Source organism: Qipengyuania oceanensis, assembly GCF_009827535.1.
Classification (GTDB): Bacteria; Pseudomonadota; Alphaproteobacteria; order Sphingomonadales; family Sphingomonadaceae; genus Qipengyuania_C; species Qipengyuania_C oceanensis.
Map to the genome: position 1 here is coordinate 1,418,116 of NZ_WTYN01000001.1, position 14,850 is coordinate 1,432,965.

At 58.8% G+C, this 14,850-nt stretch carries 11 protein-coding genes; all 11 read right to left on the reverse strand.

The features are described 5' to 3' along the window. Positions 1 to 365: 365 nt before the first annotated feature. Positions 366 to 3,302 (reverse strand): TonB-dependent receptor, encoded by a 2,937-nt coding sequence (locus GRI48_RS06810; protein WP_041685421.1) that lies wholly within the window; start codon positions 3,300 to 3,302, stop codon positions 366 to 368. Between the two features lie 419 nt (positions 3,303 to 3,721). Further along, the gene (locus GRI48_RS06815) at positions 3,722 to 4,693 is read right to left on the reverse strand and encodes an alpha/beta fold hydrolase (protein WP_160673234.1); all 972 of its coding nucleotides are present in this window, start codon (positions 4,691 to 4,693) and stop codon (positions 3,722 to 3,724) included. Continuing rightward, positions 4,690 to 6,327, reverse strand: coding sequence for an FAD-dependent oxidoreductase (locus GRI48_RS06820; protein WP_160673237.1), 1,638 nt, complete (start codon positions 6,325 to 6,327; stop codon positions 4,690 to 4,692). The genes GRI48_RS06815 and GRI48_RS06820 overlap by 4 nt, the downstream gene beginning before the upstream one ends. After that, a complete protein-coding gene (locus GRI48_RS06825) occupies positions 6,324 to 7,934 on the reverse strand; it encodes an acyl-CoA synthetase (protein ID WP_160673240.1) in 1,611 nt (536 codons plus the stop codon). Before GRI48_RS06825 ends, GRI48_RS06820 begins: the two co-directional genes overlap by 4 nt. A gap of 63 nt (positions 7,935 to 7,997) precedes the next feature. Next, complete coding sequence (locus tag GRI48_RS06830) at positions 7,998 to 9,089, reverse strand: acyl-CoA dehydrogenase family protein (RefSeq protein WP_160673243.1); 1,092 nt, start codon at positions 9,087 to 9,089, stop codon at positions 7,998 to 8,000. Next, positions 9,089 to 10,339 (reverse strand): acyl-CoA dehydrogenase family protein, encoded by a 1,251-nt coding sequence (locus tag GRI48_RS06835; RefSeq protein WP_011415898.1) that lies wholly within the window; start codon positions 10,337 to 10,339, stop codon positions 9,089 to 9,091. Before GRI48_RS06835 ends, GRI48_RS06830 begins: the two co-directional genes overlap by 1 nt. Positions 10,340 to 10,345: 6 nt before the next feature. Further along, a complete protein-coding gene (locus GRI48_RS06840) occupies positions 10,346 to 10,822 on the reverse strand; it encodes a Zn-ribbon domain-containing OB-fold protein (RefSeq protein ID WP_160673246.1) in 477 nt (158 codons plus the stop codon). Next, positions 10,819 to 11,991, reverse strand: a complete 1,173-nt coding sequence (locus GRI48_RS06845) for a thiolase C-terminal domain-containing protein (RefSeq protein WP_006834186.1) — start codon at positions 11,989 to 11,991, stop codon at positions 10,819 to 10,821. The genes GRI48_RS06840 and GRI48_RS06845 overlap by 4 nt, the downstream gene beginning before the upstream one ends. Next, positions 11,988 to 12,680 (reverse strand): Coq4 family protein, encoded by a 693-nt coding sequence (locus tag GRI48_RS06850; RefSeq protein WP_063511645.1) that lies wholly within the window; start codon positions 12,678 to 12,680, stop codon positions 11,988 to 11,990. Before GRI48_RS06850 ends, GRI48_RS06845 begins: the two co-directional genes overlap by 4 nt. Before the next feature lie 80 nt (positions 12,681 to 12,760). Next, on the reverse strand, positions 12,761 to 13,903 hold the full coding sequence (locus tag GRI48_RS06855; RefSeq protein WP_006834188.1) for an NAD(P)H-dependent flavin oxidoreductase: 1,143 nt from the start codon (positions 13,901 to 13,903) through the stop codon (positions 12,761 to 12,763). 50 nt (positions 13,904 to 13,953) lie between these two features. Further along, positions 13,954 to 14,682 (reverse strand): FadR/GntR family transcriptional regulator, encoded by a 729-nt coding sequence (locus GRI48_RS06860; protein WP_011415894.1) that lies wholly within the window; start codon positions 14,680 to 14,682, stop codon positions 13,954 to 13,956. Between the last annotated feature and the right edge of the window lie 168 nt (positions 14,683 to 14,850).

Genomic DNA, 14,850 nt, shown 5'->3' on the forward strand with positions numbered 1-14,850 from the left:
CCCAATCTTGGATCATAGGGGTCAGCATGTTTCCGCCTTTCGCAGAGTGCGTTTGCCAGTATCACCATCGGATATCCCGATTGCACTATTCGGTGACTCTTCATTGTCGTTTCTATGTAAGGCCTTAAGCTTTCCGCGAGCATCTCGTAGCGACATCAACGAGCGATCGTACAGGCATTTCGAGTGCAGCTCGCATTTGGCCGGTTCGATGACCGCCTCGTCGGTAGGCTTACGAGGCGGTCATCGAGCATTACGCCGCTCTGGAAAAGCTATAAAGTCATGGGTCGAAATACGAACTAGCTGGCACTGTCCGTTCGGGTCGTTGGGAGGACCACCGATCTCCCCGCCAACACGATCTGGACCTGTTAGAAACTGAACCCCAAAGCAACACCATATCTACGAGGATCCAAAGTGTAGATATTGGTAAAATTCCCCGAGGATGCGTCGGTCAAGTACAATCCTGTCACCGAGCTGCTGTCGAAAATGTTCTGAACAAATCCGCGCACGAACCAACGCTCATCCGCACTGTTCAACTGCACGATCGCGTTGGCTTGCACGAATGGCTCGATCCGGTTGACCCTGCCGTTAAAGATATTGCCGTATTGCTCACCAGTCAGCGCTACGTCCACGCGAGGGACCAGAGTCATGCCATTGTCGAAAGTGGCGGTGTACTGCACACCCATCGAAACCTTCATTTCGGGGGCCTGCGGCAACTTGTTCCCTTTTATGTTGACCTCTACGCCAGGGCTTAATACCGCAAGGCCGCTGCCCGCCGGAACGGCTCCGGCCAAGACATCGCAAATGCTGAATGCGCCGCTTGACGCAAGATTGCCGTCATTAGGAAATTCTTCGGGACCACGAAGACCCAGAGCTGCGTTCACTCCGGCGACGAATGCGTCGGCCACGCCGGGGGCTGGCCCGGTTACGGCACAATTAGCACCGTTGCTGATATCCTTGATGATGACGGCATCAGGATCGCCGCCACCCGGGTCGCGCGGATTGGAGAAGAACTGGTCGCCGGCAACTTCCGCGTTGAGATAACTGAACGTCAAGTTGACAAGCCAATCGGGATCGGGCCGGATAACGGACTCTAGTTCCACACCCCAGATATCGGCATCGATAGTATCATTAACTGAGGTACGGGCGACGATGCGGCTAAGCTGCAACCCGCTATACTTATAGTAGAATGCAGTAGCGTTTAATTGCAGTGCGCCATTCGCAAAGGTATTTTTCGATCCGATTTCAAATGCGTCGATGGTTTCTGATCCGAAGCTTTCAGCCACATCGAAAACGGGCGAAAGGGGCGGGTTGATACCCCCGGATTTATAGCCCCTAGCATAAGATGCGTAAATCGAATTGTCAGGCGTAACTTCGTAGTCGAGCACCGCACGCCCGGTTATTTCATCGAAACCTACTTCTCTAAATTGCGTGAGCTGCTCACCTGGCGTACCAGGATCGGCATCAAAAAGACCAGAGGGACCGGTTAAGGGAGTGATCGGGCTGTCGAACGGCTCCCCGTCATTCGCGTAAGGATTGAGGAAGCTAATCAAGGTCGTGCGCGCAGTCACGTCTTTCTTGTCGTCGTTATACCGCAAACCTCCGGTGAAGGTCAGACGCTCGGTCAGGTCGACGTAGATCTCCCCGAACACACCGAAGCTCTCAAGATTAGCCTCGAGAGAATTGTTGCGGTACATGGATGTTGCGAAGTAGGATGGCGGTGCACCGCCTGCCAAAGTACCAAACGATCCCAGAATGGCACTGGCGTAGTCAAGCGCGAATGAGTTTACATAGTAACTGTTGTCGGTAGTCTTGGACTTTGCATAGATCCCTCCGAGCAGGAAATTGAATGCTCCGTCGAAATCACTGGAAAGGAGTATTTCGCCGCTCCAGGATTCGCGTTGCTCTGAAGACCTGTCGAAGGATAGCGGCGTTTCGCCGCACAATACATTACCTTCGAACGCGCCCCTGTTCCCATCATCGTTATCGGAGGTGCACAATACGCCCCCTGGGCCATTGGGGATGAGAGCCTCCACAATCGGGGTAAAATACGCCGACGAACCTGGCACGAACGCCGGTGCAGGTGCGGGGAGGCCGGTAGGCAAACCGTTGGCCGCGAAGCCGGACAACACGTTCAAGGCCGTAGCAAAGCCGGTACGATCCTGAATGCCCAGAAAGTAGTCCTGCCGGGAATCGACTTCGGTGTCCTGATAAAGACCGGTTGCAGTCAGTGTCATAGCTCCGATGCGCTGCTCGAGACGGGCCTGTAGCTGCACTTCATCGGCAAAATAGAATGGAGTATACGCCGTGTTTACCGTGCGCACATCGTCGGGCTTATCGAATCCTGCAAATGCATCGGGGCCGTACAGGCTTCCCAATCCCAGTACTGAGGGAATTCCCTGAATAGCGAAGAACTCTTGCGAACTGAGCGTTGCGCCGACTGTGGAATTGGCATTGGTGATGTCAAAGTCGCGGCGGTTGTTCAGACAACCCAGCACGCCGAGCGGGTCACGCTGGCAGGCCTGCTTTTGATTACGTAAACGGGTGTCATCTTCCCTGAAATAATATGCCATGAAGTCGAGAGTGGTATCGGCACCGGGTTCAAAACGAAGAGAACCACGAACAGCGTACATGTCTCGGTCGTCGACATCCGAATTGTCGAAAAGGTTTGTGGTGTAACCGTCGCGATTCAGAAAGAATCCGGCTACCCGAACGCCGATAGAATCGCCGATCGGGACATTGACCATCCCTTCGGCCTTGATGCTGTTGTAATTCCCATATTCGAACTCTCCGGCCGCGCCGAAAGAACCGAGGTCAGGCTTGGCTGTCACAAGGTTGACAACACCCGAGGTAGCGTTGCGGCCGAAGAGGGTGCCCTGCGGCCCCCGTAGGACCTCAATTCGCTCAAGGTCAAAATATTCTGTTTCGAACAGCCGGGTACCAAAAAGAGGGGAACCATTGATATGGATAGCCGTCGCTGCGTCACACGTCACACCAACACAAAGATCGCCGATACCACGGATGGTGAAGGACGACCCGGTGAAGTTGCCCTTCGAGAATGAGACGTTCGGGAGGGTCAATTGAAGGTCAGCAGCGTTTTCGATCTGCTGGCTTTCGAGAGCCGTAGCATCGAAGGCACTGACCGCGATCGGCACCTCTTGCAGACTTTGAGATTGGCGTTGGGCCGTCACGATGATTACGGATCCTTGGGGTTCCGCCTCATCAGTTGTGGAATCCTGCGCTAAAGCCATCTGCGGCCAAGCCAAGATGGCCGAAGTGGCGAGCACCATCGCTCTCAGTGTCATATAGCATCCCTTCCCATCTCTTCAGTGCGACGATAATTGGCTCCGCCGCTTACTGCAAAATGGGGCGACCTCGAGGGTCGCCCCTTAGTCTGTGGAGAGGAGAGGGAGAGAAATAGCCCAATCCCCGTCCATGGGCATATACATCCGCGTGATATTAGTAAAGCGCCTTATCTTTTGACCCCATGGGCCACGATCCAGATCGCACGCGGAGTGAACGTTTGCTAAAGATCAGCAATGGTTGGCGTGCTAAGCGAGTTGCTCCCGATAAAGCTTTTGCCCCAGCTGGCATCGAGACCAACGAAGCGTTCGCCGTGCCGACGGCGACAATAGTTCGGATATAGTACAAGATGAATATGGACGCCCTTTGCCCCCATCTCGCTGGCCTCTGACCAGGAACCAGCCTCTTAGTATGGGGGATCTCAGAGGCTCCAAAAGGCCAGTACCGCCCGTAGCGCAGCGACGAACGCGAGCGGCTGATCCAGCATGAGATGATGGCGTGCATCGGGCACTGCAACAATTGGTATCTTTCCCCCTCCCAGTTCCCGGATATAGCGGGCGGAATCGCGATCAAAGAGCTGACTTTTCTCGCCGTACACAATCGCTTTGCGCCCGGGCGCATCGACCAGCCTCTGGCCTACTGTCAGCCATTCGTCGGGCTTGTTGCTGCGCCGGAACACTTCGGAAGAAAACTTCCATGTCCACTCCTCGCCATCGCGGCGGAGAGAGTGATAGGCCATGTAATCCATCAGGAACGGCTCACCAACTGCCTGCGGCGGCGACAGGATATACCTCTCGCGCGCCGCTTCGTAGGTGGGGTAGCGTCGCACCGGTTTGTCAGGATTACCCGACCCGGGGCTCGATCTGCCCATGGTCCAGTATTTCTCCAGCTTTTCGGGCCGCATCACCATGAGATCGCAGACAATAACGCCGGCGAAGGCATCCGGCGATTGGGAAACGGCGGTCAGCGCTGCACCCGAGCCGAAACTATGGGCGATGATCGTCGGTCTGCTTCCATCTGCAAACAAATCGAGCGCTTCGCTGATCTCGACAAATTCCTTTCCCCGCGCAGCTATATCGGCCACGCCGCGCATCTCGCTATCGCCCATACCGGCAAGATCGAACGCCACCACGTCGTAGTCTTCGGCAAGGTACGGTGCGATGAAGGCAAAGCAGCGGGCATGGGCGAGAAAACCGTGAGTCATGAGCAATTTGGGCCGGTCACGCCTGCCCCAGCGAAGATAATGCACCCGCGCGCCACCAACCTCTACGAAGCCTTCCTCACGGGGCACGCTCAGCGCCCAGGCGAACCATTCGGGTATATCCGCCCCGTCGCCGGCCCATACGGGATCAATATCTGTTGACCCGTCGTGGATTGGTTTCATTTCATTCATTTCGGCGCAGTCTCCATACCGGATAGTGTATTCCTGATAAAACCACGATAATCGTGCCGTGCGACATCGTGGCATAGATCGGCGTAACCAGATACGCTGGAGAAATTGATCAGTTGTCGGGGTTTGCCGGGAATATTGGCTCTCATGTACCACGATTCAGCCTTGGGGAAGAGCGTCATCGACCCTACTTGGGCGACCATATCGGTCCAGCTTCGCTCGGCCAGCGCATCGGCTTCGAAAAGGCCGATCCTGTTATTGCGCAGCCAGATCAGGAAATCGCAGATCCAGTCACCCTGGATTTCGGCGCTTGTCGGACCGTTGGAAAAGCCTGAAGGGCTGAGCGGGCCGTAGGCGAACAGCATGTTCGGAAATTGGGCGACGGCCATGCCCAGATAGGCTTTGATCTCACTCTTCCATGCTTCTGCCAGCGCCAGCCGACCGCGGCCGGTGATGTTCATGTCGATGAGCCCGCCACGACCGGCATCGAAGCCGGTCGCGAAGACAATGAGATCGCACGGGATCATGCCAGTGGCTGTTTCTATCCCGGCCTCGGTGACGCGAGTGATCGCGGTGTCGTTCAGATCGACCAGCGTCACATTGTCTTGTGCGAAGATCTCGTAATAATTCTGTTCGAGCGATGGTCGCTTGGTCCCGAAGGGATGTGGCGGCTCATCGGGAGCGAGCTTCTCGGCAATGGTCGGGTCGCAGATCCGCTCGCGCACCTTGTCACGCCAGAACTCGTAGGCGTGGCGATTGGCGTCCTCGTTCGTCAGTATGTCAGCGAAATTATGATACCAGAAGCGCAACCCTCCTCGCTGCCACAAATCCTCGAAATGCGTAGTCCGCTCTTCCTCGGTCACAGCCAGGGCCGAAATGTCCAGCGATTGGCATTCGAAACCGCCACTTGTCGTAAGCCTTTTCTGGAAGACAGCGGGATATTCGGATTTTTCGCGAAGCTGACGATCAGCGTCCAGTTTTTCCTGCCGCATGGGAAGGGCGAGAATCGGGGTTCGCTGAAAAAGCGTCAGCTGCTCCGCGCAGCTTGCCGCCTCCTGCGCCACCTGTACGCCGCTGGCACCCGTGCCGATCAGGGCGATCCGGCGGCCGGAAAGGTCGATGCCTTCCTGCGGCCAGCGGGCGGTATGGCACCATTCGCCTTCGAAATCGCTAAGGCCCGGGATATCGGGAATGTAGGGTTTCGAGGCGAACCCCAGGGCCGGCAAGAGGAAACGCGCGCTTACTTTTCCGCCATCGTCGAGCTTCAATCGCCAGCAGGCGGTGTCTTCATCGAACGGCGCGCTTTCGACCCGTGTTTTCATTCTCATTGCCGGCCAGAGGTCGAGCGTATCGCAGACGTGGAGGAAATAGGCGCGCAGTTCTTCCCAGCCTGGAAATCGTTCGCTCCACGTCCAGCTTTTCCATACTTCCGCAATGGAAAATTCGTAAAGTGGAACCTGGGAATCGACCCGTGCTCCCGGATAGCGGTTCCAGTACCAGATTCCGCCCGGCTGCTCCGCTGCGTCTACCAGCAGAACATCGAACCCCGCCTGACGCAGCTTGTAAAGCAGGTATATTCCGCTGAACCCGGCCCCGACGATTACGACATCATAGTCAGGAAGGGGCGAATGGCTCACGAGGCCCCGGCACCCGCTTTCGCGATGTCTTTAGCCGTAGTATAATCCGCCTTGCCGTTTGACGCGCGCAAGGCGGTTTGCGTTGGGCAAATCGCCTTGGGCGTTTTGTAACCTGCCAGTTGCTGGCGCACGTGATCCTTGATCGCTTGCGCGTCGAAGTCCGCATCCTGGGTCAAATGCACCACAGCGGTCACCGCTTCGCCCCATTTTTCGTCAGGCACCCCGACGACAAGCGCGTCGGCAATGGCGGGATGGGTTTTGAGCACTTCCTCCACCTCCTCGGGGTAAACCTTTTCACCTGCGGTGTTGATGCAGACGCTGCCGCGGCCCAGCAAGGTCAGGCTTCCATCGGATTCCACCCGGCACCAGTCGCCCGGGATGGAGTAACGCACGCCATCGATCGTCCTGAAAGTCTTGGCCGACTTTTCCGGGTCCTTGTAGTATCCTGTGGGGATTGCGCCCTTGCGGGCAATAAAGCCGGGCACGCCGCTCCCCGCCTCGACCTTCCGGTCGTTCTCGTCGAATACGTCGCAAAATTCCCCGATCCCGAATTTCGCGGTGTTGGTGCCGCCCTGTGCGGTCGTCACCGACAAGCCGTAGCCCAGCCCTTCCGAAGCGCCAAAACTGTCCATGAGGATGACCTGGGGGATATGTTTGCACAGGCCCGCCTTTACCTGTTTACTCCACATGACGCCGGACGAGATGATCGAAATCAGGCTGCTCGTGTCCCAGCGCTTCGGGTGGGCGTCCAGCGCCTGCAGCATGGGTTTGGCAAAAGCGTCACCGACAATGGCGATGCTCTGCACCTTGTGCTGGTCCACCGCATCCCACAATTCTTCCGCGTCGAAGGATGGATCGGACAGCGTGACGATGGCCCCGCCCGACATGAGCGTGCCGATAGCAGTAATGAACCCGGTTCCATGCATCAGCGGGCACGCCGGCAAAGTGATGCGCGCAAGCTCGCCCTGCTTCACCAGGGCCACCATTTCCTCCATGGTCTGGGGAACCGGACCCAGCAGCTTTTGCGCGTCGAGCTGAGCCTTGCGCATATCATCGTGTCGCCACATCACGCCCTTGGGCATGCCGGTGGTACCGCCTGTATATATGAACAGCAGGTCATCGGGGGAACGCTCGATATCGAGAGGCGCGCCGTTACCTTCTACAAGTTTTTCGTAAGGAAGCGCGAAGGAAGCGATCTGCGAAGCATCGCCGATTTCTACAAATGTATGAACCTTGGTCAACCGTTCCTTCAGTTCAAGAATGCAGTCGCGGAACTCGGAACTGTAAACAATTACCTCGCTATCGGAATCGTCGAAGATGTAGAAAACCTCCTCGGGACGGTAACGATAATTGATGTTCACGTGCGTGAGGCGGCCCTTGAAGCACGCGGCCATCAATTCCCCGTATTCGGGACGGTTGCGCATGTAGAAGGCTATCTTCGCCCCGTCGCCTGCACCTTGCGCGCGCAGATTGCGCGCCAAATTGTTCGAACGCTTCGACATTTCGGGCCAGGTAATGATCCGGTCGCCGTGAATCAGCGCCGGAGCATCTTCCGGGACCGCAGGCTCGATTGCATCAAGGATGTCGCCAAGGTTCCAGTCGATCACGTATTAATTCCTCTCTCCTTGGTGGCCACGATTTTGTCGGTAGCGTGCGCCTAATTCATCGTCTCATGCGACCTGCGTCCACCCCTGCAAGGCCGCTGCTTCGGCCCGGACCGCTTCGGGACCTCCCAGAACCTGGCGGTCGAAACCGATTCGCTTGAACCAGAAATGCAGACCTAGGAGATCGGTAAAACCCATCCCCCCATGCACCTCGGTTGAGGTTCGGGCGACAAAACGGTGGACTTCGCCCGTATGTGATTTGGCATGGCATGCCACCAGCGAAGCCTCGTCGGGCGTCGCATCGAACGCATGGGCGGCATACCAGACCAGCGAACGGGATGGTTCATGGCGGGCAGCCATTTCCGCGCACATATGCTTGACCGCCTGGAAGCTGCCGATCACTCGTCCGAACTGTTCGCGCTGCCCGGCATAGTCGACCGCTTTTTCGATCATAGCCTGGCCCGCACCGAGGCTATCGGCGGCCAGGAGCACCCGGCCGGCGTCCCGCAGGCGCCTGACTGTGGCCCCACCATCGTCCGCGAGAGCCTCGCCCGCTACGCCAGAAAACCGCAGCTCCCCTACGCTCCGGGTGCGGTCGATCGTTTTGAGAGCAACCTTCTCCAGACCCGCAGCATCGCCAGCTACGAAGTGCATACGACCGGCGGTATCGGCTACCAGAAACGCGTCGGCTTCCAGGAAGTCGAGCGCGAACAAAGCCGTTCCGTCGAGCTTTGCGCCGTCGAAGTCCACGCCTGCCCGGTCCCGGATCTCCACCGTTTCCGCGATCGCGACGGCGATTTGCGCCTCGCCCTTCGCTATCCTCGGCAGCCAGTGCGCCTTCAACTCCTCGCTACCGCCCTGTGCCAGCGCAAGGGGTGCCAGTACATGGGCACCGATAAAAGGCACCGGCGCGACGGCATAGCCGAGCTGCTCGGCCACAACGGCGGCATCGAGCATTGTCATCCCGAGCCCGTCATGTTGCTCGGGAACCATCATTCCCCAAATGCCGATTTCGCCCAGCGCCGAACGCACGTTGTCGCTGAAGGGAACCGAGCCCTCCGCGCATTCGCGCACATGATCGAGCGGACAAGTATCAGCAAGAGTGCGGCTGATCGCGTCGCAGAGCATCTCCTGGTCTTGCGAAAGTCCGAAATCCATCAGGCGGCTCCCTTATTCTGCCCGCTTGCAACGGCCGTCGCCTGTTCGGCCGCGGGAGGCGTTGCGAACTTGGGTTCGCGCGGCATTTCCAGCCCGCGTTCGGCGATGATGTTCTTCTGGATCTGGGCGGTGCCTCCACCGATGATCAGACCAAGCTGGAACATGTAGTTCCACTGCCAGGCACCGTCTTCGCGCTCGCGCTCGCTTCCGTGATAAAGTATGCCCATCTCGCCCATTGCGTCGATCGCGAGCGCGGAAATCTGATGGGCGAGCTCACAGCTCTGCAGCTTCACGACAAGTTTCGCCATGCCGCCGGCATCCCCCCTAAGGCTGTTCGACAGGATGCGCATGCCGTTGAATTTCATCGCCGCGACTTCGGCTTGCAATGCAACCAGCCGGTCACGCAGAACGGCGTTGTCCATTGCGCAACCCTGGCCGATGCGTTCTTTTTGCATCAGCCTGACCAGCGCCTGGAGCCGGTTTTCCAGTGCATCGGGGTCGCCCAGCATGCCACGTTCATGGCCCAGTGTGGCATTGGCCACGTACCACCCCTGCCCGCGCTGCCCGACGATCTGGTCCAGGGGAACCCGCACGTCGGTAAAGAACGTTTCATTGAACTCGGCATGACCGGTCATGGTCTTGAGTGGTCGGACCTCGATCCCTGGTGTGTCCATCGAGAAGATCAAGTAGGAGATGCCGCCGTGCTTGGGCGCGTCCGGTTCGGTCCGAACAAGGCAAAAGATCATGTCCGCCTGCTTGGCCGTGCTGGTCCAGATCTTCTGTCCGTTGATGACAAAGTCGCCATTTTCGACGCGGGCGCTGGTCTTGAGCGCGGCGAGGTCCGATCCCGCTCCAGGTTCCGAATATCCCTGACACCAGACTATCTCGCCATTAAGGGTCGGCTCGATCCATTGCCGTTTCTGGGCTTCGGTTCCGAGTTCCAGCAGCGTGGGAACGAGCATGGAAATGCCCTGGTTCGCAAGGCCTGCGGGGATGCCAGCGCGCGAAAATTCCTCGGCAATGATCCGCGATTTCAGGATGTCCGGCTCGGCTCCGTATCCGCCGTATTCCTTGGGAATCGTACGCGCCGTGTAACCATGCAGGATCAACAGCTTTTGCCATTCGACGGCTTCGGGGGAAGGGCGCGCGGCACGGCCTTGGCCATCGGGTGCGCGGTGACCGTGGGTTTGCAGGAACTGGCGCACTTCCTCGCGAAACGCGTCATACTGGGGTCCGTAGTCGAGATCCATCTTGGTCTATCCTTCTGCGCGCGCGATCGAGACGGGTCGGAATACTGGCAGGCGAAAATCTTCGGAGATCGGCTCGAAATCCAGCGTGACCGGCAGATCGAGCTCAAGCTCGTCGAGCGCGCAATCGACCAGCCGGGTTGCCATGCGCACTCCCTCCTCCAGTTCCACCACCGCAGCGATGAAGGGAATCTCGCCGGCGAAGGCGGGATGCAGTGCCTGATGGGTCACCGTCCAGGAAAACAGCGTGCCATTGCCGGTGCTACGCTCCCACGACCATTCAGGAGAACCGCATCGGGCGCACATATAGCGCGGCAAATGCCGAAAGCTGCCGCATCCGTCGCACTGCTGGAAGTAAAGGTTGCCGTCCTGGCACCGGTTCCAGAATTCCTGCTCCACCGGATCCTGCGGGCGCGGCTTTGGCTTGGCTGGTGCGGCCTGCGCCGAGGGGCGCATCTTGGGCGGCAGATCTTTCTCGTCGCTCACGCAAACCTCCTCAAAATCGCTATACTGCCGTCACCCAGATCGCCCCAGCCGGTCACCAGGCCGGTCTGGGCGCCTTCGACCTGCCGCTCCCCACAATCGTGGCGCAACTGACGCACCGCCTCGACGACATGGTTCAGTCCCCAAACATGGGCCTCGCTCAGCAGGCCGCCATGGGTGTTGACGGGATAGCGCCCGCCCAGCTCGATCTGGCCATTCGCGACGAACTCTGCCTGTCCACCTGGTTCGCAATAGCCCAGGGCCTCCAGCTGCAGGAGAACCACGTAGGTGAAGCAGTCGTAGATCTGCAGAAAATCCATGTCTTCGCGATCGACCCCCGCCATTTCGAACGCGCGCGGCGCGGCGTAGCTCAGGCCGATCTTGAAGGGGTCGGGACGCGAAGGGATATCGTCGGCGGGGTAAGGATGCCCTTCAGCCGCACCGGCGATGCTCACGGGAACATGCGGCATGTCCCTGGCGCGGTCTATTCGCGAAACCACGACTGCGCATGCCCCATCAGTCTCCAGACAGCAATCGTAGAGGCGAAAGGGTTCGGATATCCAGCGCGCGGAATGGTAGGTTTCGGCATCCAGTTCCCGGCCATAAGTGAAGGCCTGCGGATTCATCTGCGCATGGCGACGGCACGCCAGTGCAACGGCCGCCATCGCTTCCGGGCCGATATCGTAAATTCGGGAGTGCCGGGTGGCGAGCCAGGCATACATCTGCACCGGCAGGAACACGCCATACGGAATGTAATAGCCTTGGATCGTATTCGTCAGGGTGTTCATGTTCATCGGCCGCGTCGGCGGTGCGCCAGGCTTGGGCCGCAAGGCGGAATAACCGTTCCACCCGAGCGTCACCAGCACATGGTCGCATAAGCCGCTGGCAATTGCCATCGCGGCGTTCTGGAGTGCCGTGGTAGGGCTCGCCCCGCCCATGTGGACCGTAGAGGCATAGCGCAGAACTTCGATACCGAGGTTAGCCGCCATCTCTTCCGAGGTGGTGTAGATCGGCGGAGGAACCATGCCGTCGATATCCGACGGCTTCAGCCCTGCATCTGCTATGGCTTTGCGCGATGCTTCCAGCATCATGTCGACCGCGGTTTTCTCGGTGCCTTTCACGAAAGCGGTTTCGCCCACTCCGGTGATGGCCGATTTGTCGCTTAAGCTCATGCCTGCCTGACCGCCTGGTAATCGCGTTCGAGCTGTTCGGAAAGAGCGCGCACCCTCTGATAGGTCTCCGGCGGACGCAGTCGCAACTCGCGGCGGACATCCTCCAACGGACGATCGAGATTTTCTTCCCAGTAGAAGGTGGTCAGATCGGCTGCAGCCCGGCCCCGGCGCCACGCTTCAAATGCAGCGCGCGCCACTGGCAACTGGGCAGCTTCCAGTTTCATCTTGGGAATGCCGACGCCCACGATGAAAGCGATCCCGTGATTATAGAATTGCGCGTTTCCGAAGGACAGCACGCACAATTCGCCCAGTGCGTCCCTGCCGTATCCGGTGACGACATGAAACAGGTCATGCGAATCGCGAAGGCGCCGACGATAGAGGGAAACATCGGGGTCGCCGAGGTCCTCCAGACCTCCGGCCTCGCTGGCTTCCGCCAGACCTTCTGCTGTCAGACCCTCCCCGTAAACAAAATCGAGGTAGGCTCGGCCAAGCGTGCCAGACGCACAGGTCGCAAGGCGTTTGCGATCGCACAAGGTTTCAAGTAGGTCGGCCCGGTCGGAAGCGATACGCCGCCCATCGCTCGACTTCATGAAGCGATTGAAATTCCGATAATAGGAATTGCCCGACAATGCCTTGACGATACGGAACACCTGCGCCGTATCCTCCTTGTCGGCAATCAACTGCCTCATTGCCCCAGCGCTCTGAGAGGCTCTACGGGGCGGCGCAATTCATGACCTTTGGCGTAAGCCATCTTCTTGCCTCCTGCGCTTCACTTGTAGATGCCAGCGGACGCCAACGCCTTCTCGGCTCCATCGACCAGGTCGCGCATCACTTCGGCGGCAGGCCGGATCGAATCGATCAGGCCGATGCCTTGCCCCGCGAAGCCGGGGATGACATCCTTGCGCTCTGCCTTGATCCCGGAGGCCATGACCGGGCCGGAGATCATCGACTGATAGGGCATCGGCAGAGGCTCCTTTCCGGCCTGCACCCAGGCGTCGGCCCATTTGTTACGGATCATGCGCGCCGGTTTGCCGGTAAGCGATCGACTAACGACCGTATCGGCATCGCCGCTTTCGGTGATCGCCTCTTTCTGGAAGCGCTCGATGCCCGCTTCCTCGGTCGCGAGAAATGCCGTGCCGACCCACGCGCCCTCTGCCCCCAGCATCATCGCAGCGGCAACACCCCGGCCATCCGAGATACCGCCGGCCCCAAGGACAGGAACACGATCGCCAACGGCGTCGACCACCTGGGGAATCAAGGAAATAGTCCCGATCGGCGAGTTGTGACCTCCGCCATCGTGCCCTTGCGCGACGATCATGTCGATGCCCGACCCGACGACCTGTTCGGCGTGCTTGACCTTGCCGATCACCGCCATGACCTTGGTGCCATTGGCATGGAGCCGATCCATCCACGGTTCAGGATTGCCAAGGCCGGCAGCATAAACCGGCACCTTTTCCTCGATCACCACTTCCATCTGCGCCTCAAAGAATTCCTTCGAGAACAACTGCGGGCCGCCCTTGCCCATTTCAGGCGCGCCCGCCGCCCGCATGGCGGCGGCAGCATCGACCTCCGGAAGCTCTTCACGATCCATGAAGTCGCGCGCGAACTGCTGATATTCACCCATCAGATCCATGGGATTTTGGGGTGCAGCACCGCTTTGAGGGGCAGAGCCGCGCCTGACCGACGCGGGGAGCAGCGTATCGACACCGAAAGGTTTGTCGGTCAATTCCCGGGTCTGGCGAATCCAGTCACGCAACTGATCGGGCGAACACGCCGCGGCACCCAGGACCCCGAGCCCGCCGGCATTCGAAACCGCAGCCGCCAGCGCCGGAACGCTCGCTCCGCCCATCCCGGCAAGCAGGATCGGGTACCGGATCCCCAGCATTTCGCATATTCGGCTCTTCAACGCCATTCTTCCTCTCCAGCCACTTGCCTAAACGCACACTCAAACTATTGAAAATTCTACAGCTGCCCCCACCGCACCCGCTGCGAGACCAGCTCGGGACTGCGCTCCGAAAGATAGACGGCAGAGCCGGCCACCAACCGGCTCATTGCTTGACGGGCCGCGGCGCTGTCGCCAGTCCGCACTGCCTCGAGCACCCGCACCAGAAACTTCATCTGCACCGCCCGTTCCTGTGCCGAATATCCCAGCGAATGGGAAAACTCGCGGGTCAACAGATGCATCGCAGAGGTCAGCAAACCGAACAGCGGATTGCCGCTCGCCCAACCCAACAAGTCGTGAAATCTGCGATTAAGTTCCTCGAATTGATCAGAGGCTTCATGATGCCTCAATTCCGCCAGACACCCTGCCAACGCGCTGAGATCAGCGGTAGTTGCACGCTGGGCTGCATACCCTGCGACATCGGGAGCAATTGCTTCGCGCAATTCAAGCAAACCACGCAAATCGGCTTCCATGAAATGCAGAATCAATGACAAACTGCTTGCAAAATCGCCGGTCTGCGGACGGGCTACGACGGGACCTCCACCACGGCCGAGCTGGAGATGGATGACCCCTTGCAATTCCAGGAACCGCAAAGCCTCCCGCAAAGTTGCGCGCGCAACCTCGTAACGCGCGAGCATTTCATCCTCGCGCGGAAGCCTGTCACCCGGGTTATGGCGACCCGCCTCGATGTCCCTCACGATGCTTTGCGCAAGAGAAAGGGCACGCTTGGCCTTCTTCACCGCTGGCATCCGCCACTCATCAGCACACCCGCACCTCTCGAATAAACAGTATAAGGATATTAGCAAACCTTCGCTGGATCGGCACACTATCCGATGGGATTGGTGTCTGCAAGGGACTAAAAGAGTATACGATTTATTGACTGCACGAGATGTCTCCCTTAAGGATGACTGAAGGCC